The sequence below is a fragment of the Halalkalicoccus jeotgali B3 genome (assembly GCF_000196895.1).
Taxonomy (GTDB): Archaea; Halobacteriota; Halobacteria; order Halobacteriales; family Halalkalicoccaceae; genus Halalkalicoccus; species Halalkalicoccus jeotgali.
In genome coordinates, this window is the sequence record NC_014298.1 from 243,757 (window position 1) to 265,807 (window position 22,051).

Here is a 22,051-nt window from a genome sequence, read left to right on the forward strand (position 1 = left end):
CAGTCACGAGAAACGAACAGAAAACAAGAACTGAGAACCGGGACTGTATGTTACGAGCTACTCCCGTCTATCGAAAGTCTCTCGCTATAGTAGTCGCGCTCCGTTTGTTGAGGGTCACTAACTACTGCCTTGTGCAACAATCGTCTTCTCGTAACAGCCACTGTTGCACAAGGTGAGGAAAATATCAAACTCGACAATTAGCCGGCGGAGACGTCTCTCAGACGTTCCACCATCCGTTGCCGGAATCGCCTGTATGAGGACGTCCATCTGGTGCGTCGCTTCTGTCTCAGCCTTCTTACGACGTTGCTGCTCAGCGTCGCCGTCGGGAGAAAGAGGTCCGCGTTACTCGGTGATGGTTCATACCCGAGTCGATCGAGGATCAGCGGTGTGTACGTCTCTTTGAGGTAGTCTGAGAGGCCTTCCCATGGCGCTCTCGATCGCGACGTGGATGTCATGCCGAGAGATCCATGATCTTTCCTTCTCTATCGGTGTGCAGCCGATCTCTCGGCACATCGCGACTGTCCGCTTCTCTTTCGTCGAGAGGCCGTCGGTGGTCTGCGATTCGTCGAGGTCGGCAACGATCTGCGAAATGTCATCCGATACGCGGGCGAACTTCTCGGTTGTTCGGTCCGCTCGGTTGCTTTGTCGATACTCTCGGAGGGCGTAGCCGAGTGCGAGATCGTAGCGCGTTCCGAACTCGGTATGCTCTTTGACGAACGACATGAAGCGCTCCCGGAGGTCGGCGTCGATCCGACGGTTCACCAGCGTGGTATCTTCGCCACGAAGCGTCTCGCTCGTGCTCGATGTTTCTTTTTTCGAGGGATGCTCCGAAGGTGTGTATCCTCCTGCTCGAAGGACCGAATCGACCAACTGTTCCAGCTCACGAAGGTCGTCAGTGTCGATATACTCTCGAATCGCGTTCTCGATGAATACCCACGCATAGCGGTCTCTATCGCCCCGTTCCGATTCGACGAAACGAAGGAACTTCTTGTATTCCTCGGCGGGAACCCGCCAACCGATACACTCCTCGGACGTCATTACACGCACACCTCCGAAAGTAGTGCGCTATCAGCGTGATAGCAGAGTGATCTCCCACTAACACTAACGCTATCATGATGATAGCAAGAAAGAGAGGAGCGGAGGCGGTGCGAACAGGGGGTCGCGGGCGACCCCCTCCTCATATGCATGAGTTCACTCGAACGGAGGGGTGGGGGTCTTTATAAATGAATCTACTCACTTGAACGGGTGGTTCGACCTGATCTTACTCGTGGCGAGTTCGCGCGGGTCGGTGATCTCGATATCAAAGACTACTGAGAACGCATAGGGGAACAGTCGAGCTCGTCGGTGAGGCTGAGCGTGTAGTTACCAATCGTTTCCTTACCTTATTCTGTGAGCGGGCCGTTCTTTCGTTGAGTGAGTTGGTTAGGTTAGGGTCGTAAGTGGTTTGGCCGTGTTGGAATCTCTCAAACGGAGATAGGTTTCAGGAGTTGTACTGAATACAGAGCGCGTATCCAGCAGCAAATTCGTCGTGCGCCGGGTGTCTTCCACTATCGGCGGTGAACTATCGAACACGGCGTGGAATGGAGGCATCGGATCAGTTGTGCCAGAAATCTACCGTAGCGCCCCGATCACCACGAACGTCTCTCGGCGTTCCTGGGCCTCAACGATGTGAAAGCCGGCCTCCAAGAGGTGCAATTGGACGGTCGCGAGGTTCAAGTACTCCTCTTCGTCACGACCGTCGCGTTCGCCGGCCCCGGTAGCCGACCAGTCGACGATCACGAGGCGACCACCTGGCCGAACGACGCGCGCAATCTCGTCGAGGGCTGACTCGAATCCGTGATGATATGTGCGAATCGACACGCCGCCGTCAAGGTGATTATCGGGAAAGGGGAGATTCGCAAAGTCAGCGGTGACAGGCGTGACGTTCGCTGGAATCCCGTGTTCGCGATAGACTGTGTGGAGATCTCGTCGAACGTCGACAGCGAAGACGGTATCGGCGACCGGGGCCAGCTCGGTCGTGAAGAGGCCGGCGCCGCTGCCAAAATCGGCAACTCGCGAATCGGGCCCGGGAGCGAGGAATCTCCGAAGCTCTTCGCCGGAGCAATAGCGGAAGGCGCTCGGATCGGTAAGCTTGCTAATCCGTTCCTGATCGTACGGTGGTATGGGCATAGCTGATCGATTGCACAGAAAATGGTCGCCTCGCGACTTAAATACGGGGTAGAACTCTGGATCGACCGCCGGACCAGGAGCTGCGGACTGTCACATATCGGTACGTGTCACGCGGGGACGCCAAACACGGTTCGTTTGAACCTCTGTATGCAGCTCCTCGTTCTTATCACATTCTGAGAATTTCTACAGAGTACTGATTGTAATATCTGCGACTGTGAGCACGGACTCCCATTTCTTGACTGGGCTACCCTTGTGCAACAAAGCGTCCTTGGAGGCGGGGTGTTGCACAAGGTGGACTCTTTTGAATATTCGCGTCGGCAACCGTTTCGTCAGTATGTGAGCGGAACTGCCGCCGGTTCATCCAGTTAATCGATGTCCAGTCCTCAAAGACGGTAACCGTTTGATGTACCCACCTTTTGGACCAGGGACACCCTCGACCAACTGTAGGGCTTTGAGACTCTGCATCTGATTGCGAATCGTCTCTGGGTTTTGATCGATTTCTTCGACGATCGTTCCCCCTTTTACTGCGGTTTCCGTGTCTCAATGTGCTGTGAGAATGCTTTTCTGATTCGAAGTGAGGTCAGTAGCTGACATCGTGTTTTGGCAATGACGGAGTGAATTAAACCGATGAGAATTGTTGCCGATGACGTTTTTATCTATAGTACAATGCTCCCCACAGATTCTATCTCCCTTATGTCCCGGATTCCAAATTCTCAGGCCATATCAAGGGCGTTTTCAGAGGCGAAACGATTACGATCGGTGTGTCCGATCACCCGAATATCTGTCTGGTTCACTGCCACGACCTCGGGCGTTATCTCGTCTGCTACGACTTCGACGTCGATACGCCGCGAATCGACTCGTTGGCGTCGAACGGCGCGGTTCTCGAAAATGCCTTCGCCACCGCACCCCAGTGCTCGCCGAGTCGTGCAAGCCTCCAGACCGGCAGACATCCCCACGAGAATGGATTGGTTGGACTGGCCCACGACGAACCGACGCTGAACGACGACGAATCTCTCCTACCGGAGTATCTTTCGGTGGCCGGTTACGAAACCCATCTGTTCGGACTCCAGCACGTCACCGAGCACCCCGACCGGCTCGGCTTCGACAAACTCCACTCCGAACGGCACCTCTCGCCGGACGTCCCGCCGTCGGTCCACGAGATCGACCGTGCCTGCGAGGTGAGCGAGCGGTTCGCTGACTGTCTCGGGGACGGTGACCTCGGGGACCCTTTCTTCGCCTCGATCGGTTTCTTCGAACTCCACCGCCTCGAGGCCGACGACGGGCGATTCCGCTTCGCGGACGATCGCTACGAGCCGGCCGATCCCGAGGCCGTCGAGACGTTGCCCTATCTTCCCGCAGACCGTACCATGAGTGTGGGCATCTAAGTCAGCTGGATCGAGGTAAATTTGGACCTCATCGCTTGGTGAGTAGGGCTCTGGTGCTGGCTGGGGGATGTCTTCCACTACTATGGGGTGGTACGATGTTGAGTACCAGTCTATCGTTGGGGTAGTGGATCTGATTGGAGAGACAGCTTTCCGGTGGTTCGTCGTCAGTGCAGTAGCTGGACCAGTTCGTTCTCGTTGAGGTCCCAGTAGTGAACGATGTCACCGAGTAAAGCGTCAATCGTATCACAGTCGTAGCACTGGCGGTCTTCGACTATTGAGTGCCGGAACGTGATTTATTGCGAGACTCGACTCAGTCGTCTGGTAGACACGGTTTCTACGGCAGTGCCGAATAGAAGGCGTGTCTTCAACACGAGAGGTCGCTATCCGAGACATCTGAGATAGGCCATATTCATCGGCGATAAACTAAGAGAGTGGACTATCAGTGAAATTGAGAATATTAAAAAAGGAATTCACAATTCTATGACTCTGTCAGTCCACGTCCGCAACACATCGAGCGTGGCCCGCTCATTTCGAGAGATGAGATCGTTGACGCCGAGTTCGTCACTCTCGAGGGCATTGCAGACAACTACATCAACATCGTCGCAGTAATCAACCAGCGTCGAGACGCAGAACCCGTCGACCTCACCGGCTTGGAACGGGATAGTGACATCATTGGCAAAAACGACACGCGGATTCTTCGGCATCGATTCGACGAGGTGCCGCGAGTGTCGCGCATTTGCCGATGCGAATGTCAGTACTTCCTCTTCCGTTTCGCCGGCAGTTCTGGGCGCATACGCTTCTAGGACGCCGTACCAGACCTCGTCTGAAATGTCGGTGAACCGGGTGAGCCGGCCCCCCAGCAGTGTGCCATCTTGGTCCACTTCAGGGGCGAAATCCAGCACGACGATCCCGTCAGTTCCGTGCTCGGCCACCCAAGCGTCGAGCGCGCGGGCGGTTAGGCGCGTCTTTCCGGCGTTCGACGGCCCAGTCACGAGCGTAGCCCCGGACAGCGGGAACGGAAGATGTGCCATCTCAGCTCGCCGATTCAACGGCCGTGCTGCCCCTGCCGAACCGCTCGCGGGCGTACTTTACGAGTAATCCAACCATGGCGAGCCCGAGGAGGACGGCGAACGCCAGTACGCTCCCCGAGAGCGGGTTGACGCCACCTGCGATCTGCTCCCGGACGAAGTTCGCCGCGAGCGCGCCCGAGACCAGTAGTAGAGCGACGCCACCGACGTTCGTGAGAGTACCGGTCGGCCGCGACACCGCGGGTGAGTTCAGGAGATACACAACAAGGGCAATGGCGAAGGGAGTCCCGACCGTGCCCAGTGCGAGCACGAGCACGAGCTGGCCGAGCACCTGCCCACCGATGACGGCGCCGAGCGCTGACAAAAGCGCGACCGCTGCGAGCAGGGCGCGATAACGCGAATCGTCGACTGTCGTCCCCCAGCCAAGCTTGTCTGCGATGACGAACGGCGGGACGATGGTGTTTCCGCCGAGTGTCGAAACTGCTGCTCCACCGAGCCCGAGCAGAAACAGCCATCTGGCGTTCTCTCCGACGAGCGGGCCGAGTGCCTGTGCAGCCTCGACGGTACTGAGGCTGGGTTGGGTGAGGACGCTTGCCGCGACGAGGAAGATAGCAACGCTGTAGATACCGAAGGCGACGAGCATCGATGCACCGATATCGAACGTTGCGAGTTTGTACTCGCTTTCGGTCCACCCCTTGACACGCATCGTGTAGGAGTGCATCGTTATGAGGGTGATGTGAACCGCGCCGCCGAGAATGCCTGCAGCGACAAGCGCGCTACCGCCGGGGAGTGCCGGAACGAGCCCACCGGCGGCCGCGCCGAGATCGATCGGCACCACAAACAGCGATGCGATGAACGCGAGGACAACGGCGGCGACGAGGACCTTGGTTGCGGTCTCAAGGAGGTTGTAGCCCCGCCCAGCAAGTCCGAGTGCAAGCACCGCTGCCCAGGCAACACCCCAGACCCAGGCGTCCATGCCGGTAATGGTCGCGGACACGCTCGCGAGCGTATTCATAATCACGAGTTGTGCGACGCCAGAGGCAAGGACAACGTCGACGACGAGGAGCCACGCCCACCACTCACCGAGATAATCCTCGACTACCCCTACAATTCCCTGTTCGGTAAGCAGACCAAGGCGCATCGCGAGGTACTGTGCGAGTGCCCCGGCAACTGTTGAGAGGACTACGACCCAGAGTAGGCTATAGCCGTAACCCGCCCCAGCGGTGATCAGGGTCGCCATGGTCGCCGGGCCGGCTGCGATGGCGCCCGCGACCCACGATGGCCCCATCTTCCCGGCGTAGCTGCGGATACTGTCGGCGACCGCCACCTATACGCACCCCGGGAACTCCTCGCCACTAACGTGCATACTGTCGACCCACTCTGGCCGATCGGTAGTGGTGAACCGCGATCGGGATCGCATGTAGGCGACGATCATCGCCCGGCGCCACCGCCCGCTCTCGTTGGATGCAGTATAGTGGGGCAGCAGGCAATGCTGGAATAGCGCGTCGCCTGGCTTCATCGGCAGCGCGATAGTGTCACTTTCGCTGTAGTCACGCTCGGCGAGCGTGATGTCAGTGTCGTATTTCATCTCTTCGTGTCTGAGTAAGCCATCCGTGTGGGCCCCGGGTACAACCTGCATGCAGCCGTTCTCAGTTGTGGACTCGTCGAGTGCCACCCACACCGTCACGTGGTCCATGGGGTGGATGGGGTAGTAAGCTGCGTCCTGATGGAACTTCTTCGCGCTACCGACACCCGGCGGTTTGAGCATCCCCGCACAGCGCAACAACTTCAGATTCGGACCCTGAATCTGGGAAACCATCTTGACGATATCGTCGTGAAACGCGAGATCACGAAAGACATCGTCCTCGCGGGCCATCCCTACGCCCTCGAACTTGCGGACCGGCTCCCCTTCGCTATTGAACTCCCCGGGATCAACGGAGGGCTCGAGCATCCGATCGAACTTGCTCTCTTTGCGGTCGCCACGAACGTACTCGCGAAGGCGCGTCTTCAGACCTGTTACTTCGTCGGCCGAGAGGATATTCTTCGCAATAACATATCCCTCTTGCTGGTACTGCTCGAGCTGTTCATCAGTTAGCACCACATCACTAGGTTATATTTAGGGGTAATAAACCCTTGTGCTCTTGACGACGTGGTTTGAAAACCCGAGTACTATACCCAACTCACTAATCAAATTTCAGCCAGTTCGTTCTCGTTGAGGTCCCAGTACTGAGCGATGTCACCGAGCAGGGCGTCGATGGTATCACACTCGTAGCACCGGCAGTCCTCGTGCATTGTGGCGGTGAGTGCGCGAGCGATGAGTTGCCAATCGTCGAACAGCCATTTGTCGGGGGTTCCGGCGGGCATACGCCCTGGTGGGCCCGTCTTCTGGTATAAACTCTCGTAGAGCTTGAAATCGATGAGGCTAGATTACTATCCATCGTGGGTCCACACTCACGGCCGACTCGTGACCGATTAACTGTAGTCAGCGAGCTGCTGCTGATCGGCTGTATCGGCACTGTTCGTGCCTGTTGACTCCGTCGAGAACTCTTGGTGCCGTCGTTTCCGAGAGAGTGATGCTCGACGTCGGACGTCTGGATCTTGGAGCGCCTCGCGAGCCGCGTCTGCACGATCATTGAACTGCTCACGAGCCAGCGTTGCCTCGCGTTCGAAATCGACGATCGGGTATGGATACACTGCATCCGATGTATCTCCAATCGTGACACCGGATTGTTCCTGAACATGCAGCGGTGTCTTTTCCGGTCGCTCGAGGAAGGTTGTTGAAAGGTTTTGGAGCTCCGGAACGTACTCGCGGATAAACTCTCCCGCTGGGTCGTTCTCGCGGACCTGCTTTCGTGGGTTGTAGATTCGATTGGGATGACAGCCGACTAACCCACACTGCATCTGCCATTGAGCGTAGTTGATCGCCGGATCGGCATCGATCAGATGGTAGTACATGAAATCCGCGCCGATTCGCCACCACTGCTTGAGGATATAGCTGAAAAACGAGGCGACCATCGCCCGCATTCGGAAATTGAGAAAGCCTGTTTCGGTCAGCGCTCGCATTGATGCATCGACCATTGGAAACCCGGTCCGGCCTTCTTTCCAGGCTGTGATCCGTTCTTCGTCGCGATGATCGGACCCAGCATATAGCCCTCGAAAAACGGGGTTGACGGCCTGTTCGGTCAGCGTCGGATTATCCGCGAGTTTCTGCCTGAAATGACGGTTCCAGTAGAGGCGTGATTCGAAGAGTTCCCGTGCTCGCCTGGCACCGTACTGGTCGACAGTCCGATTGTAGATCTGTCGTGGCGAGAGCACCCCGAAGCGAAGATACGGTGAGAGACGAGAAGTCTGTCGTTCGGATTTCGCTGGTGGGGAAATGCCCTCAGGATAGTCCGCTATCGTCGTTGGGCGTCCAAACCAGTTGAGTCGGCGATGAGCAGCCGTATGGCCGCCACGGGGGACCGTTTGCTTGGTCGGCGCTATCCCGTAGGTATCTTCGATTTCGTCGATCGTCACCTCGCTTTCGAGTGCCTCGTCGGGACCAACGAGGGGATCCATGTTGGGATTGAGTGGGTCGCCAGTGAGGTAGTTTTCACAGCGTTCGCTCCACCCATCTCGGGAGTTGATCCCGCGTTCGTCGGCATCGAACGTGATCGCTCCTTCCGGGACTGCCTGAACAGAGAGTCCCGAATCCGTCGCTTGCTTGTGGAGTCTTCTATCACGGTGCTCACCATAGCGAGCAGTCGGATGACGGGTATAGAAAATCGCCTCCGATTGCTCAGTGGCATTTGAGTCGGACCTAAAGCCACGTGTTGTAATTGAAAGCAATTGTTCGATTGGCTCTCCATAAAGGAAGGTTAGTTCCGAACCATGAGTGCGATACTGGTCTCTGAGACTCTCGAGACACTGGTGGAGGAATCGAATTCTGGCATGACAGGCTAGCGTGTCCTCAGAGTAGAACTGTGAATCGAAGACGAAGATTGGTTGGACAACTGTCCCCCTCTCGTGGGCAGTCTGCAGTGCTTTCTCGAGCGCTCGATTATCTTGGAGGCGGAGATCAGTACGATGCCAGAACAGAACTGTCATTGGCTGGATTCGGGTCCGAATGTTGTTCGAAAGGAGATGACGATAGCATGCCCATGTCTGGTGGTTCCCCTTCTCTGTTTTCTCTCGACTGTTTGAGTTCGAGTTCGAATTCGAAAGGGTGTCATCGGTGTTCGACAACTGGTACTCTACCGAGTTATAGAACCGCCAACCACGGTGAAACTGGAACGATTAGCTGGAGAAAATCCTTCGCAGAGGACTTGGAACAAATGAGACTCTTCTAAAGTAACTCCAATCTGGCTTCACTACGACACCGAGCGATAAAAATTGATGATGGCTGTTTCATCAGCTTCGATAGTAGTGAACCAGTATCTCCACGTTGTTCAGAAGACGAATGAGTGATTCAACAGTCGGTGAGCAGTCATCATGCTGATCGGCGTCAGGAAGTTCGTTAGTCGGAAAGGTGGATCGATCCGACGATTCGAATGAGTATTGAAACAAGACCAAACCCCGACCTCGAGTCGTTCCGGACAGCCGAGACCACAGATGATATTCCGTGAGCTGGCTATTTTTTGTTTAGCGAGTTGAATTGGTCAGGGTCGTACGACGATTTGCCTTGCTGAAATCACTCGATTGGGGATAGGTTTCACCATAGCTTCGGTTCGCGTGTCCGAAAAGGTGGTGTCGATATCGCGGAACCACCACGCAACACTCTCGCTCGAAGCCGGCAACTCTCTAATCAGCGCGGCCAGCAGCCCGATTATGCAGCCTCTTTGGCTACTTTTTCAATAATTGACTCGAACAGACTGTTGATCGAAACCGAACCGATCAGCAGACGCCTCGATTGATTGAATCCGGTACCTAACTACTCGTCTTCGTCCTCTGTAGCATCGGGATAGTAGACCTGTGCTTGGTCCCCCGTTAATATCGTCTCTCCGAAGATGACTTCCTCGCCGTCAACGACCCGACGTTGCTTATGTCCGAGCGCATTCGTCACAGTGAGATATCCGAGGAGGGATACCGAATGGTTGAGCATCCCGAACGGATGTAACTGCTCTTGGAACGCAGGCGGAAGTAATCCGCCGACGATATGCACGCCAGTTCCGTTATCCTGAATCGAACCAGCAACAACGAGGTCGCTCACAGTGTCGCGGTTGGGTGTGGTCATCAACCGGCCAGCGGAATCGCCATCGGCTGATTGGAACTGCTCAACGTCAACGACGGTCGCAGGTGCGTCTCCTTCAGTCGTTACAGGATATCCCACGGGTGCAGGAGTATAGAGTTCGCGCTGGATCGGCCGCGCGTTCTCCCGGAGTGGATGTGACTCCTCGTACGCATTCATTGCGACCGAGAAAACAGTCTCGTCATGAATGTCGTCCTCAGTAATGCTACTAACGTGGTCGTTGTCCAGATGAGCGAGTACCCGCACGCCCGAGTCGGTAAGAAGGACGTTTCCATCAGCATTGACGAACGCGTCGAGCGCATCAGTATAGGCGGCATCTTCCACACCCTCATTGTGAATAACGACTAGGTTGTCATAGGCTGGCTGACCGTCATCAAGGAGGGCGCCATCCTGAACGTCCGCGACACTCACAGCGTCAAGCTGTCCCTCATCAAGGAACTCGCTATATCCTTCGAGGAACGAGAATGGCGTCACTTCGTACTCACGTTGCTCGTATCCAAGAATATCCCGAGGATCAAGCGACGCAATACCATCTTCGATCGGTTCACTGGTGACTGTATCGACAACGACGGCGACCTCACCTTTCTCGGGTGGCTCTTCTCGCGGATTGATAACTTCGACCGTCCACTTACCCGACGTCGACTCAGTGATGCACATCCGTGCGGCGTCGGACTCGTCCTTCTGAGAATCGTAGGTCGCTCGGACGGTTCCATCGGGATCGCGCAGCGTTGCGACTACTGCGGTGTCAGTCCGCTCAACAATCTGGAATGTAACTGACCGTGTGTTCTCCTCAATCGCCACTGTCATTGTCGTCGGCTCAGGACCGACCGTCATCGTTTCCCCTGTGTGGCTGGCCTTCGACTCAGCGAAGACCAAATCGTTACTACTGCGTGTTACTGTATCGGTAGTGACGTAAGCCGTTGAACGGCCGCCCGTCTGGACCGTCGCCTCAACGTCTCGCAGGGCATGGGCAGCCAGACTTCGAATAACCTCGGAGTACGCCATTACGTTCAGGTCCATGAGTTCCGGCCACCGTGGTGCCGGCCCAGCGATTTCATAGGCCAGCGTCTGCATCCCAAGGCCACCATACTCCTCAGGGTGCCCCATCCAACTAACAAGAATCCCGGTCGTCTGATACCCGAGCGTATCGGTGATCGTCCCGTAGTCAAAAGGGATCTCCGTCGGAAGCGGGACGGCCTCCGGATCCTCAGCCTCCTCGTCGATGTATTGCTGGAAGACATCCTCACGCTCCTTAAGCAGATCCCCTAGCTGGTCATTCAGGCGGGGTTTTAGCTCCCGGTTCAACTCGTAAATGTCGTGGGTTTGCTGGAGGTCATATTCCGTATTGACATGCAACCCCAAGGCGAAATTCTTCCGATACCCCATTTCGTGGAGATCCGCGGCGTAAGCGAGATTCTCGTAGTCTCGAAAGTGCTCGACAATTTTGAGCGGATCAGGGACGTTTTTCTGATAGGCCTTGGGGACATCATCATCGATATCTGGATCGTCATCTACTAAATTCGTGCCGTCGGGTTCGGCCGGGAAGTACGCAGGATCGATCCAGCCAGCCGTGGGATACTGACGATTTGTGTCCTCGACGCGAGCGCTGCCACGTTTGGCAGTAAGTCGTTCAGCAGAGTTTTGATTTTCCTGAGCGTACTGTGGCAGTCGTGCGTTCCAGCCGTCGGGATTAGGATAGAGAAAGATCAGTACGACATCATCGAGCAACGCCTCGGTCTCAGATTCCTCTCCTTTGAGGAGTCGCTCGATAAATCGGGTTCCGGCTTCAGCCCCGGACCGCTCGTCGCCGTGGATCGAACAGGCGTAGATCACCTTCTTCTTGTCGGCGAACGCCGCCTCATCGCCGATATCGTTCGTCAGTTCTGCGACCCAGACATCGCTCGGCTCGAGATCGCCTAATGCATGGTTGAACCAGCCTGGGGATTGACCGATGCTGGTGAGAGACAGTCGATCGTCGTGGCGTTGTTCGAGCGTTTGGAGACCGGTGATCGTTTCCTCAAAGTCGAGGTCATCGACGCTCTCGATCGCTGGCGGAAAGACTCGTGGTTCGTAGTTACTGAGCTGCCAGAAGGGGTTCGCGCCGGGCGAGAACTCTAGTCGTACGACGGTATCGATGTCGATGATGTTCTCTATGATTGTGTTATCTAACTGCGCATAGGCAGCCGGTTCACCATCATCCGTTTGACGATATTCTTGGAGATCAAGGTCACTAAGATCGTCAAATGCAGTGGTATCTGTGAGTCGAATGAGTGTACCAACACCGTAGTCTTCGGGCGTGTGATTGATCGCGAACTCGTAAAGGTCGGTTAGCTTTGGTGAAGATATCTTGGAGATCGCTTGACCAGGTAGCGTCAGTGCCCCAGCGGTCACCGCCGAGAGACGCATGAAGTCACGACGATTAATCGATGCATTTCCGAATCGGTCCTCTGCTTTAGACGGGTCCTGTTGTGCCATTGTGCTTGCGAGTGTGACACTCGCAATCAAATACCACTTAGTGAATATACATAAATGTCCTGAATGTTAAAATCAATTACGTTATAGACTATCAAAGCCTTCGAGAAGGTATCGCTCAAGCCCAGCGAGCGCTGTACCGTCACGTTTCACGTTCCCGTCGACGACCTGGGCTTCTACGACGGGGAGGCCGGCGAGTGGGTGACTAAATCAGGGGCATTCGAACTGCTTGTCGGGAGCTCCTCGCGGGATATCTGTCTCACCGAGCGCTTTGAGGTCCACTGAGAGCCTAATATCCCTACTGGAGTCATTTTCTCGCCCAGCAGTACGACGATTTCGTGACTACGAGAGCAAACATACGTCGTGGCTGGTTCACTGTTTTTGTCCTGAGAGTAGATCGTTAACGCGACTTAGAGATACTGTGCGCTTGCTGTCCGGTCGTTCGCATCCAGTTCCTCGAGATCACGTTCGACGGAAATCACTCTTCGTGTTGGGATATCGAGTTGCCGTTCGTCGTCTGTAATTCGTATCTGGAGATAGCGCTCTTCGGGTGTTATATTCGCTTCATCCGCGTGGATCGTCGTTTTCTCGTCATTGACGTCCTCGTATGTGACGTCGATCATACGAGAGCCACTCTCTTGGGACAAGTTAATCATTCCGTGCAGCTGCGAGTTGCGATCTCTGTTACAGTAGAAACCTTGTGCAACATCGGCAGCCAATAAACGGTGAGTGTTGCACAAGGTAGTTGACTAGGTTTGGATGCAGTTGCTCGTGCTTTCGAAAAGACGTCTATTGGAACGTGAATGCCTCTACAGGTACTTGCGGTAGGTGTCCGAACTCGCGGAGGCATATTTCCCGTTCTGTTCGACGAGATCGCCGCGTTCGAGCGCTGTGGCGATCGCTCGGTTAACCGCCTCGACGGGATAGATACTGTTCGCACAGAGATGAACGCGAATCTGGGCGGTACTAATTGCCTCGGATCCACCGTTGCCGGTGTTATATTCGACCGTGCGAACGACCCGGCCGATCATCTTGTCTGTGGCGTCGGACATTTCGATTGTATTCCGTGTACTTGATGTTGTACGTAGTGGCTCTCGCAGGGTTTGTCGAGAATCGATGATAGAGCTTGTTCCGTGCAGTGAGCTAGTAGGACCGACGGTATGGGGATGGACTGCGTTGATGGCGTTCGTCGGTCGTTACCGTCGTGTTAGATTTAAAGAAGCGGCAGCGTAGACCCTATTAAATGGATCACGACACGCCCCTGACGGCTGAAGGACGGGCTCGCTTCCGAAAGGTTGCTGAGTATGAAGTGTGGGGGTATGAAAGTCGGCGAGAAGCGTTACGATCTGAACTTGGTGCGACACGTCTCTTGAAAGGCCATGTCTATACACTACCAGGCATCCATGAAGGCCGGCGGCATATTGAACCTGGATATAAAGAGACGTATGTACTCAAGGTCTGTTCGGACTGTGCCAGCGACGGTCCCACTGAAATGACACACCATTGGGATCACTCTGATACCTCCACTTGTTTCCTCAAATCCGAGCTGGGAGTATGGAACGACGCGGTCCGGCGCGGCGATGACGATCTTTTGTGTCCGATCGTCGGACGCTAACCGAGATCAAGGGTGGATACTCATGGAACATTGTGACGACCTCGGCGCGTTACCGGATGATCACGCGTATGATGACCTTGAGGTTCGGAATTCATCTCACGCGGATTGCTACATAGGTCGCCGCCTTCGTGAGCGTGGCTGGTTGCCGTCGTCTACGAAACGAATGGATGTAGAGGGGATGGTTCTTGATGGCTGTCTTGTCGCTATTGACTACGAGAATCTATATCACGAAGATTGGATGTTTGATCCGTTGTGCTGGCGCTGGTCGAATGTTCTCCGCTGGGATACTCCCTATACTGCTGCGACCAATCTTGCGATCGCTGAGCGCGATCATCCCAGTAGGGTATCTTCACCGCAACGAAAATCAATCGAGGAAATGCACTATTCAACAATACTCTCACGTAGATCGATTAAAAATCTGGGACGGAAACCGAAGAAGAAGGTCCGTCATTAGCTACAGCTATCAATGCGAGTATGTGCCCGTTGCCGTTGGCTTCTCGCTTGATGTGATTTCTATCTGCTCTCTAGTTGGTTTTCTTGCTTCGAGTGCGGCAATTCCATCGTAGATCGTACGAACTTCTTCGCTAGTCCTATGCGGATAGACCGCCTGGACCGTTGTATCGTTATAGACCGCTAGACAGAGCAGCGGTAATGTAGTGTAGGTGCCATCCTCGATGTTGCCACCACCACTCGATTTGGTGTCGGAGCGCCCAAAAGCGGGATTAAGGGTACAATTATGGGTTTCTTCCCATTGTTCGAACTCGGAGAGTAATTTTCGTGTGTCGGTGGAATCTCGATCGTTCGAAATGGACATTCCCATTGACGATCCCCACGTGTCGATATCAAGGTCAGCGATTGTTCCTTCCGTCTTGCATTCTTGAAGCTGGTCAATAACGTCGGATTGAATTGGACTAATTCCCCTAGGGACGAGTGTTCGCAGCCGTAAAACGGCACGAGGCACAGTAGCAGTCATGATCCCATCTCGCATATCGAGTGGTTCTGACAGCTGTATCTGCCCTCGGATTGGGTGACGAGATTCGCTGTCATGAGTGTATTTAGGATTGGGTACAGCGTCAGCTTCTCAACATCGAGCGCTGCGTGGAGTTCGTCGATCGTTGCCGACTCACTGCTCGATAAGTACACGTACACGAGCTTCGAGGTACTTGAGTCCAAACTAGGTGGTACTGGCTCGACAGTCGCTTCGGACTGGTTGGCAATGGGCTGTTGGGAATTCATGGCGTTGGAATTTGGGTGACGTTGTACGGGCTGGTTGGACGGGATTGGGTACTACCCCCGTCTCGACTATACTCGTGAGCGATGATCACTTAGAATATTATAATATCTAACATTACGGGAAAAGAGCAGTCAGCTACGCTCCGGAGAGAGCAATAGCGTTTGGAAGGCACTGTAGTGTCCTTTTTCAGTACGGTGGTTATAACGACGATTCTGAGCCACTCAACCCAGCAAAGTTCGTTGGCGCGGTCTGGCGATATTGTTCGATACCCGTCCACCATTGCTTTACGAACCAGCGGGCGTCGATCCGAACGGGACTGTCGTGGTTACTCTCTCCTACGACGGTGAGACGGCTACGATCAAGTTCCCGACCGTCCGATGGCACAATACCGGTCTAGATCTCCTTTTCGAGGAAGTCCGGAAGGCGTTTGGCTATCCGCCGGACCTCGATGAGAGCGAGTGGGGAATCCTTCAGCAACGCTGGATCGACATGGCGGAAGTCGTCGATCATGCCGACGCCGACGATGACCTCGACAAAGAGAATGAGAGTACTGCCGCCGACTACAAACTCTAACGATGGGTACAAGCTACTCAGCCATCCGCGAGGAGCCGCTAGACAACCAGAGAATCTTAACCGTCGATATTGAGTTTGATCCCTCGTACACTGCAGGCCGAGAGTCGGTGTCTGCGTCCGATGTGGGGCTCGGGACAAATCAGCACTGTGTCCGTTTCGTCGGGACTTCTGTCAAGGACCGATGTGCAAGAAACGGACTCCCGATCACCCTAGTTCCCTGCTTCGTTCTATCGTGTTGAGAGATGAAGCAGCTGTTAGGTAGTTCGTGCATATCTTGTAGATATGGTTGAGATATTCTGTAACTATTCGTACTGCTCTATAGGTCATAGAGATATGTATCAACCAACCAGTCAACAATGAAGAGTCCCGATACAAACGCGCCAGAGAGAACTGCTCCGCCAAGTGAGCCGAATTCTCTCCATCCGATAACGAACCCGACGCTCGCGACGAATCCAGCTACAAGGAGACGCCAGTCCATGGACGAAATACTCGTGGTATATAATAGGTCTATGCTCTGTATCTAACGCTGAAGAAGGGAGGAGAATACCGTTAGTCGCTAACGTTCACGTCTGACCGAACCTCGTACTCTAGTTCGACCTGACTAGTCGAGAGGAGTGCCGCCAACTCAGGCGTCATATTCGGGTGATCCATAGCGCGTTCAAGGGTGTGATCACCTCAAGGTTTCCTGTAAATGGCAGAACGAAGGTGCACGTCGGTTCTACCGCAATACGAGTTTCCAGCCGAAACAAGTCAACTACGCCCAACCAATAGAGTAAATTGCGATACCTGGTGAGTATACACTCTCCCCATTCCGATCGACGGTGCATCGTATCTGAGAATAAGCTAGACCAATCACCATCCTTATTTGAAATACTGGAGCAGTCAGCTTATGCCAGGAGCACGCATTGCGAATGGAGAGCGCATCACACTGCGAACCGTTGAGCAGGAGGATGTTCCCTTTCTCCAACGCGGAACCGCGAATGCCGAACTCCGCTATTCGCTTGGATCACGACTCATGAATCAGACGCAAGTCGAGGAGGAGATATTAGACCATAGTGACGACCAATTCCTTGTCTGTCTTGATGAAACCGATGCTGGATCTGGACAGCCCCCTGAGAGCGAGACGAAACCGATCGGAGTGGTCTTTGTCGAAGATGCAGACTGGCGACGACCCGAGCTCGTCTACTGGCTTGTTCCTGCCGTTCATGGTGATGGATACGGCAAAGAGGCTCTTTCGCTCGTTATCGACTATGTGTTTCGTACCTACGCTCACCCCGCAGTTGGAGCAGGAGTCTACGAATTTAATGAAGTATCTCAGAATCTGTTGACCTCACTCGGCTTCTCCGAAGAAGGACGTATTCGCAAAAATCGGTTTGTCGATGGGGACTACGTCGATACTATTCAATATGGGCTTCTTCGCACTGAATGGTCTGCTCATCACTGTGATGAATAACGTACAGTGAGCTGCTAATGTAGCGTTACAGAGATGCTGCAGGTAGATTAAGAGTAATCACGCGGTCTAGCAATGCCATAGCTATGCCTAGCCCCAGCCTTCATGGAAAGCGACCGTATTGTGTTGCGAACAATTAAAAATTAAGACCCAAAGATAAAAACGAAGAGAAAAATAATCAAATGCATGAAATTCGCGGGAAAATGCCGGCCAGAGCCGGATGCACTGGAAGAATTGAGTGAGCTTGGGTTTGACGCTGTTGAACTTCAGCTCCTTCACACGCACCTCGATACATTTGAGCAATCTATAGCGGCCGTTCAGCAAAGCGATCTTGAGGTCGTGTCAGTACATACCCCTCACGCGTCGCTCGAAGAGTCTACTGTGTTCACTCAAGCTGATGCGATGGCAGCGGAACTGGATGTCTATCTTGTAATTCACTCACAGTACGTTCAGCACGTTCATATCGGTCAGCTTGAAGAATACTCGTTCGAATCCAACTACGGATATGAGAACAATCCGGGATCCAGCCGGTTCCATATAGAGAACCTGATCCTCGAGCAAGGACACGAACTAGTTTTGGATACAGCACATCTCTACATGGCGGAACCAGCGTATCTTCAGCAGCTAGAGAGGCTGCTTGAGCAGTATCATGAGCAAATTTCTATTATTCATTTTGCTGATTCGACCGTGAGGAAAGATGGGCTTCAGATTGGTGCTGGAACACTGAATAGTGAACGAACAATACAGCTGCTTGAAGAGTACTACGAGGGGACTGTCGTGATGGAGGTGCATCCACCGACAGCCCAGGCCAGCGCAAGAGAACTATTCCAGTGACACGCGCGTAAAGCGGAGCTTGCCATGCTCTTTTCTCGTCGACTATCTTAGTAATACACGGCGAGTCTGTAGTTACCTGTTTAGAATCCTTTATATCTCTGGATGCTTGTCTCTCACGTGATATGAACCGGAGACGACTACTCTACAGTAGCGGACTTGTAATGGCTAGTACCCTTGCAGGATGTACTGGAGGTGGATCCGAGGAAGCAGAAGGGGGTACTCGCGATAGTAATTCATCGAGCGATAGCAATAACAGCACTACTAACGACGAGGGAACTGATGAAGGCACATCTGCAATCGAAATTGTTGACCATGAGTTAATTGTTGATGAAGGGGATTACATAACAGACGTATATGTTGAAGCACTGATTGAGAATACGGGTGATGCTCCGTCTGGCAACATCGAACTTCAGGCGGATTGGTACAATGCTGATGGGAACTATCTCGATAACGATATTGGGTGGCTCATATCTCTAGCCCCTGGCGAATCTTGGGAAGCCCGCGTTTATTACCTCGGATCTAACCCAGAGGAGGTTGAGGACTACGAATTCGAAGGCGAATTCGACGAAGAGCTGACTAACCCTAATCCGGATGGGTTGGAGCTACTAGGGAGTGAGATGGAAGTTGGCGAGGATGAAGCTGTTGTTACTGGCGAGATCGAAAATACGAGCGACGAAACGGAGGACTACGTTGCAGCCGTCGCAAAGATCTATGATGAAGAGGGTGTGGTCCTTGGGGACAACTATACGAACGTTACAGAACTACGCGGCGGTGAAACGTGGTCGTTCGAGGTGTCGTGGCGTGGACGAGATCGAACTGATCGTGCAGCGACTCATGAACTCCTCGTATCTAATACTACTTGAGTTAGAATTTAGTAAGACTAACAGACTGGACTAGTAGATATATTATTATTTTTGTTGGCTCGATCAAAGATGATCGCCCGCTTTAGGCTTGGCTGCCAAACGACCTTGCTGAGACGTATAGTGGTTCGACATTATCGGTAGGAGATCCCACTTGTGACAGTGCGGTACCTTCGATATGGATTCATACTCTTCGTAGTCTACCTTGAAGATGGCCAGACCGCCCAGTGGGTAGTGGGAGTCGTCGGCTTAGACGGAACAATTTGAGTGTGCTGATATGTGCGACGATTAGTCTACAAGGTGAGGTAGACACCAGCGATACACACAGCAGCCGCCGCTACGACAGCCAGAATACCGACAGTGCTGTGCAGTACGATAGCAACACCGACGACGACCACACTAACTGTGATCACTGAAGGCTGGCGGACGAGACGTTCGCGCTGACGTCGTTGTTCATGTTCCAGTTCGGCTTGTGTTCGGGGTCGTTGCATTTTGGATTTCCGAGTGATGCTCGAGTACGACGGAGAGGTGTCTCTCCGTGTCCCGAGCGCTTGCTGTGGTCAGGTACCGACCGCCCAGAAGACGTAATCAACCACGAACGGCGAGCTAGCACCGTCCCGATAGTGCTGACTGCGTTATAGCCGTTGTAGTTCATACCAAACGCTTCCCACTATGCGATAGCGGGGAGAGAATGGCGCAGTGAACCGTCGAAAATGCGGCCGGATGGTGCGTGCATTGATGAAATCAACGCGTGAATCCGGCCGTCGGGGATGCCCGATCGTGACCGGACCTAGCGTCGATCGAGAAACGCGAGTGGTCCGAGCATGGTCATGTATTCACTTACGACTGTGTAGTCAATAGTTATAAAACTATGTTGAAGAGAGATAACATTAGTCAGACAGATCCTTGTGCAACACAACGTCCACGAATGCGAGATGTTGCACAAGGTAGACTCTTTTTGGAGAGTGGTCTCCCTGTGTTGGTTCTAATCAACGGATATGCTCTTGACCGACGGCCGACATCGAACGGATTTCGATAGTGGTGGTAGTATGCCGTCTCAACAGACCGGAAATCGTCTTGAGCCACGCGAACGGTTACTGCGTTGCAGCGCGCACGAGACGCGGGGGTCGATCCACAGCCTAGACAAGACGTTTCGTATGTGGTAGTCGACGAGTCGAAACGCTCTCGAGACCGCGTTCAGCTCACCCACGAAGCGCTCGAATGGTACAACACTGACTTCTACGTTTCCAGCGTTCGATAGCTTGGAACCAATCTGTACTCGACACCATCACACTAAGATTATGCCATGGGTCCAAATCCTTCGGGAGGCTGACGATGCATAGTCGCCTGTTCAAACGAATACGCTAATTCGATTAGTAAGGGCTCCTCGAACGGCTGTGCCATAAATTCAATACCAACAGCAAGCGCCTCTTCGGAGAACCCCGCAGGGACGTTCACACTCGGGAATGCTGCAACCGGCGGGACCGAGGAATAACCCGTCTCATAGACGAATGCGTCAAGATCATATTCAGCGATTGCAGAATAGAGCAATTTATGAAGCTCTCGGCGCACGAGTAACGCATTCAGATAGTCAACATTTTCATCTAAGGCATCCGAATCAATATCCTCCGTTTCGGGGAAAGTATTTTCAGCAATAACACCTTCAACGGTGCCAGAGTCAACAATTTCTCTAAACGACTCAACAGGTGCTTCGTCTCCGAGACTAGCTATGTAGTCGTTGATCTCTCGTTCGATTTCATATGAGATCACCATTCCCTCGTCAGCTAACGTAGCTATGTCAGGTAGGTCATCGAGATCAACGACTGTCGCACCGCTTTTCTCGATCGCTGAGAGAGCCTCTTCAAAGATCGCGACGACTTCATCATCATCCGTGCCGATTGACTGCCAGGGCACTCCAATTCGAGCTCCGTCAAGGCCATCAGCATTCAAATACGATACATAACCGTCCTCGGGTATTTCGCCGATGCTTTCGGCTGTTTTGGAATCGGCTGAATCGTAGCCAGACATCACATCTAACATCACAGCGTTATCCGCAACGGTTCGCGTCATTGGTCCAGCAGTATCAAGCGTCGAACTGAGTGGGATAATTCCGTCTCTACTTACTAGCCCCGTTGTTGGCCGAAACCCAACTAAACTGTTGTTGCTGCTTGGACCACGAACCGATCCACCAGTATCTGAACCAACGCTGATCGCACCAAGATTTGCAGCGGTTCCTGCTGCTGAGCCTGCACTTGATCCCCCAGCTTGGATTTCTGTATCGTATGGACTCACTGTTTCGCCACCTAGTGAACTCACGGACCCATATGCGAATTCGCCGAGATTGACCTTCGCGAGGATGATCCCACCGGCATCCCGAAGTTGCTGAGTGATGAATGCATCATCTGGTGGCGTCGTATCTGCAAAGAGAACGCTTCCCCCCGTTGTTGGCATGTCTTCCGTATCGATGTTGTCTTTGAGCAGGATGGGGATACCATGAAGCAGGCCCGTGGGGCCGGAATCAGCGAACTCCTCATCTAATTCTTCTGCTCGCTGAATCGCATCTGAATTAAGCGTAATAACGACATTCAACTGATCATCGTAGGCCTCAATCCGATCGAGATAGTGTTTGGTTATCTCACGAGCCGTCGTACGACCCGTAGCGAAGGCTTCGTGTATATCTGCAACTGTCGTTTCAAGAATCTCGAATGACTCATCACTACACCTGCTATCCTCTGTCGCACTTGTAACTCCAGGAATTGTCCCAATTACCCCCATCGCTCCGACGGCCTTTAGCACTGACCTTCTTGAAGACGAATATCCACCATTTTCATGTATTACTGCTTCTTCCTTCCCCTTATTCGCCGGAATTTTTGACATCAGTGCTATATTCGAGTACATTTATAAAGTGCTACTTAATCCGGTGTTAGTTGCCATATATGTCGTATTAGTATCCTACAGTGAACGTTTATACTATAATATTTGTTTTCTCTATCTGTTGGCGATCATCGTGTGAGTAGTCCATATCCGACGCTCCCCAAGAGAAGAAAAAATACGATAACAACTATCCGATCAAACTGACAGAGAGACGACCGGAGACTGGCTTGGGACGGCGATTGTTGCAACACACTCCGTATAGCGTGTCCAAGCCAGTATTAGGAATGAACTATAATACAATATCCTCTATATCGCCAAGATATAGGAACA

Annotated in this window: 20 protein-coding genes and 2 pseudogenes; 7 read left to right on the forward strand and 15 right to left on the reverse strand. The window is 53.4% G+C overall.

Annotated features, from left to right (window positions below):
- Positions 1-357 precede the first annotated feature (357 nt).
- The 3 genes and pseudogenes from HACJB3_RS15830 to HACJB3_RS21270 form a co-directional block, all read right to left on the reverse strand.
- Positions 358-1,038: a hypothetical protein gene (locus HACJB3_RS15830; RefSeq protein ID WP_008415281.1), complete on the reverse strand. Its 681-nt coding sequence runs from the start codon at positions 1,036-1,038 to the stop codon at positions 358-360.
- 573 nt (positions 1,039-1,611) lie between these two features.
- Complete coding sequence (locus tag HACJB3_RS15835) at positions 1,612-2,169, reverse strand: class I SAM-dependent methyltransferase (RefSeq protein WP_008415280.1); 558 nt, start codon at positions 2,167-2,169, stop codon at positions 1,612-1,614.
- A 405-nt stretch (positions 2,170-2,574) separates the two neighbouring features.
- A pseudogene (locus HACJB3_RS21270) lies at positions 2,575-2,763 on the reverse strand (TrmB family transcriptional regulator); the annotation flags it as partial.
- A 167-nt stretch (positions 2,764-2,930) separates the two neighbouring features.
- On the opposite strand from HACJB3_RS21270, the gene HACJB3_RS15840 reads away from it, so the two are divergent.
- Positions 2,931-3,554 carry a sulfatase-like hydrolase/transferase gene (locus HACJB3_RS15840; protein WP_008415279.1) on the forward strand — a complete coding sequence of 208 codons (624 nt, stop codon included), beginning with the start codon at positions 2,931-2,933 and terminating at the stop codon, positions 3,552-3,554.
- 470 nt (positions 3,555-4,024) lie between these two features.
- Here HACJB3_RS15840 and HACJB3_RS15845 read toward each other — a convergent pair whose 3' ends face one another.
- The 6 genes from HACJB3_RS15845 to HACJB3_RS15870 all read right to left on the reverse strand — a co-directional run bounded on the left by HACJB3_RS15845 (position 4,025) and on the right by HACJB3_RS15870 (position 12,284).
- Positions 4,025-4,585: a hypothetical protein gene (locus HACJB3_RS15845; protein ID WP_008415278.1), complete on the reverse strand. Its 561-nt coding sequence runs from the start codon at positions 4,583-4,585 to the stop codon at positions 4,025-4,027.
- Position 4,586: 1 nt separating this feature from the next.
- Positions 4,587-5,870 (reverse strand): divalent metal cation transporter, encoded by a 1,284-nt coding sequence (locus HACJB3_RS15850; RefSeq protein ID WP_238532883.1) that lies wholly within the window; start codon positions 5,868-5,870, stop codon positions 4,587-4,589.
- A gap of 39 nt (positions 5,871-5,909) precedes the next feature.
- Positions 5,910-6,683: a phytanoyl-CoA dioxygenase family protein gene (locus tag HACJB3_RS15855; protein ID WP_008415276.1), complete on the reverse strand. Its 774-nt coding sequence runs from the start codon at positions 6,681-6,683 to the stop codon at positions 5,910-5,912.
- Positions 6,684-6,769: 86 nt separating this feature from the next.
- Entirely contained in the window at positions 6,770-6,946 is a 177-nt protein-coding gene (locus HACJB3_RS20350; RefSeq protein WP_008415275.1) for a hypothetical protein, read from the reverse strand.
- A gap of 108 nt (positions 6,947-7,054) precedes the next feature.
- Complete coding sequence (locus HACJB3_RS19000) at positions 7,055-8,668, reverse strand: FAD-binding domain-containing protein (protein WP_081461343.1); 1,614 nt, start codon at positions 8,666-8,668, stop codon at positions 7,055-7,057.
- 823 nt (positions 8,669-9,491) lie between these two features.
- Positions 9,492-12,284: a M14 family zinc carboxypeptidase gene (locus HACJB3_RS15870; protein ID WP_238532884.1), complete on the reverse strand. Its 2,793-nt coding sequence runs from the start codon at positions 12,282-12,284 to the stop codon at positions 9,492-9,494.
- A 90-nt stretch (positions 12,285-12,374) separates the two neighbouring features.
- Between HACJB3_RS15870 and HACJB3_RS21275 the strand changes: the two genes are divergently transcribed.
- Positions 12,375-12,566: a fibronectin type III-like domain-contianing protein gene (locus tag HACJB3_RS21275; protein ID WP_081461344.1), complete on the forward strand. Its 192-nt coding sequence runs from the start codon at positions 12,375-12,377 to the stop codon at positions 12,564-12,566.
- Between the two features lie 125 nt (positions 12,567-12,691).
- On the opposite strand, the gene HACJB3_RS15875 is transcribed toward HACJB3_RS21275, so the two are convergent.
- From HACJB3_RS15875 to HACJB3_RS19745, 4 genes are all read right to left on the reverse strand, one after another.
- Positions 12,692-12,904 (reverse strand): hypothetical protein, encoded by a 213-nt coding sequence (locus HACJB3_RS15875; RefSeq protein WP_008415268.1) that lies wholly within the window; start codon positions 12,902-12,904, stop codon positions 12,692-12,694.
- A 186-nt stretch (positions 12,905-13,090) separates the two neighbouring features.
- A complete protein-coding gene (locus HACJB3_RS15880; protein ID WP_008415267.1) occupies positions 13,091-13,333 on the reverse strand; it encodes a hypothetical protein in 243 nt (80 codons plus the stop codon).
- 1,026 nt (positions 13,334-14,359) lie between these two features.
- Complete coding sequence (locus tag HACJB3_RS19740) at positions 14,360-14,869, reverse strand: HTH domain-containing protein (RefSeq protein ID WP_148258262.1); 510 nt, start codon at positions 14,867-14,869, stop codon at positions 14,360-14,362.
- Positions 14,866-15,132, reverse strand: a complete 267-nt coding sequence (locus HACJB3_RS19745; RefSeq protein WP_008415266.1) for a helix-turn-helix domain-containing protein — start codon at positions 15,130-15,132, stop codon at positions 14,866-14,868. Before HACJB3_RS19745 ends, HACJB3_RS19740 begins: the two co-directional genes overlap by 4 nt.
- A gap of 319 nt (positions 15,133-15,451) precedes the next feature.
- Here HACJB3_RS19745 and HACJB3_RS15890 point away from each other — a divergent pair, with 319 nt between their 5' ends.
- Complete coding sequence (locus HACJB3_RS15890; RefSeq protein ID WP_238532885.1) at positions 15,452-15,703, forward strand: hypothetical protein; 252 nt, start codon at positions 15,452-15,454, stop codon at positions 15,701-15,703.
- 316 nt (positions 15,704-16,019) lie between these two features.
- Here HACJB3_RS15890 and HACJB3_RS19985 read toward each other — a convergent pair whose 3' ends face one another.
- On the reverse strand, positions 16,020-16,181 hold the full coding sequence (locus HACJB3_RS19985) for a hypothetical protein (RefSeq protein ID WP_155828818.1): 162 nt from the start codon (positions 16,179-16,181) through the stop codon (positions 16,020-16,022).
- Positions 16,182-16,356: 175 nt separating this feature from the next.
- On the opposite strand from HACJB3_RS19985, the pseudogene HACJB3_RS20785 reads away from it, so the two are divergent.
- From HACJB3_RS20785 to HACJB3_RS15900, 4 genes and pseudogenes are all read left to right on the forward strand, one after another.
- A pseudogene (locus HACJB3_RS20785) lies at positions 16,357-16,479 on the forward strand (GNAT family N-acetyltransferase); the annotation flags it as partial.
- Between the two features lie 113 nt (positions 16,480-16,592).
- Positions 16,593-17,156, forward strand: coding sequence for a GNAT family N-acetyltransferase (locus tag HACJB3_RS19020; protein ID WP_008415264.1), 564 nt, complete (start codon positions 16,593-16,595; stop codon positions 17,154-17,156).
- Between the two features lie 183 nt (positions 17,157-17,339).
- Complete coding sequence (locus tag HACJB3_RS15895; RefSeq protein ID WP_008415263.1) at positions 17,340-17,987, forward strand: sugar phosphate isomerase/epimerase family protein; 648 nt, start codon at positions 17,340-17,342, stop codon at positions 17,985-17,987.
- 161 nt (positions 17,988-18,148) lie between these two features.
- Positions 18,149-18,850, forward strand: a complete 702-nt coding sequence (locus HACJB3_RS15900; RefSeq protein ID WP_008415262.1) for an FxLYD domain-containing protein — start codon at positions 18,149-18,151, stop codon at positions 18,848-18,850.
- A gap of 1,296 nt (positions 18,851-20,146) precedes the next feature.
- Here HACJB3_RS15900 and HACJB3_RS19025 read toward each other — a convergent pair.
- Entirely contained in the window at positions 20,147-21,745 is a 1,599-nt protein-coding gene (locus tag HACJB3_RS19025) for an amidase family protein (RefSeq protein ID WP_238532886.1), read from the reverse strand.
- Positions 21,746-22,051: the final 306 nt, after the last annotated feature.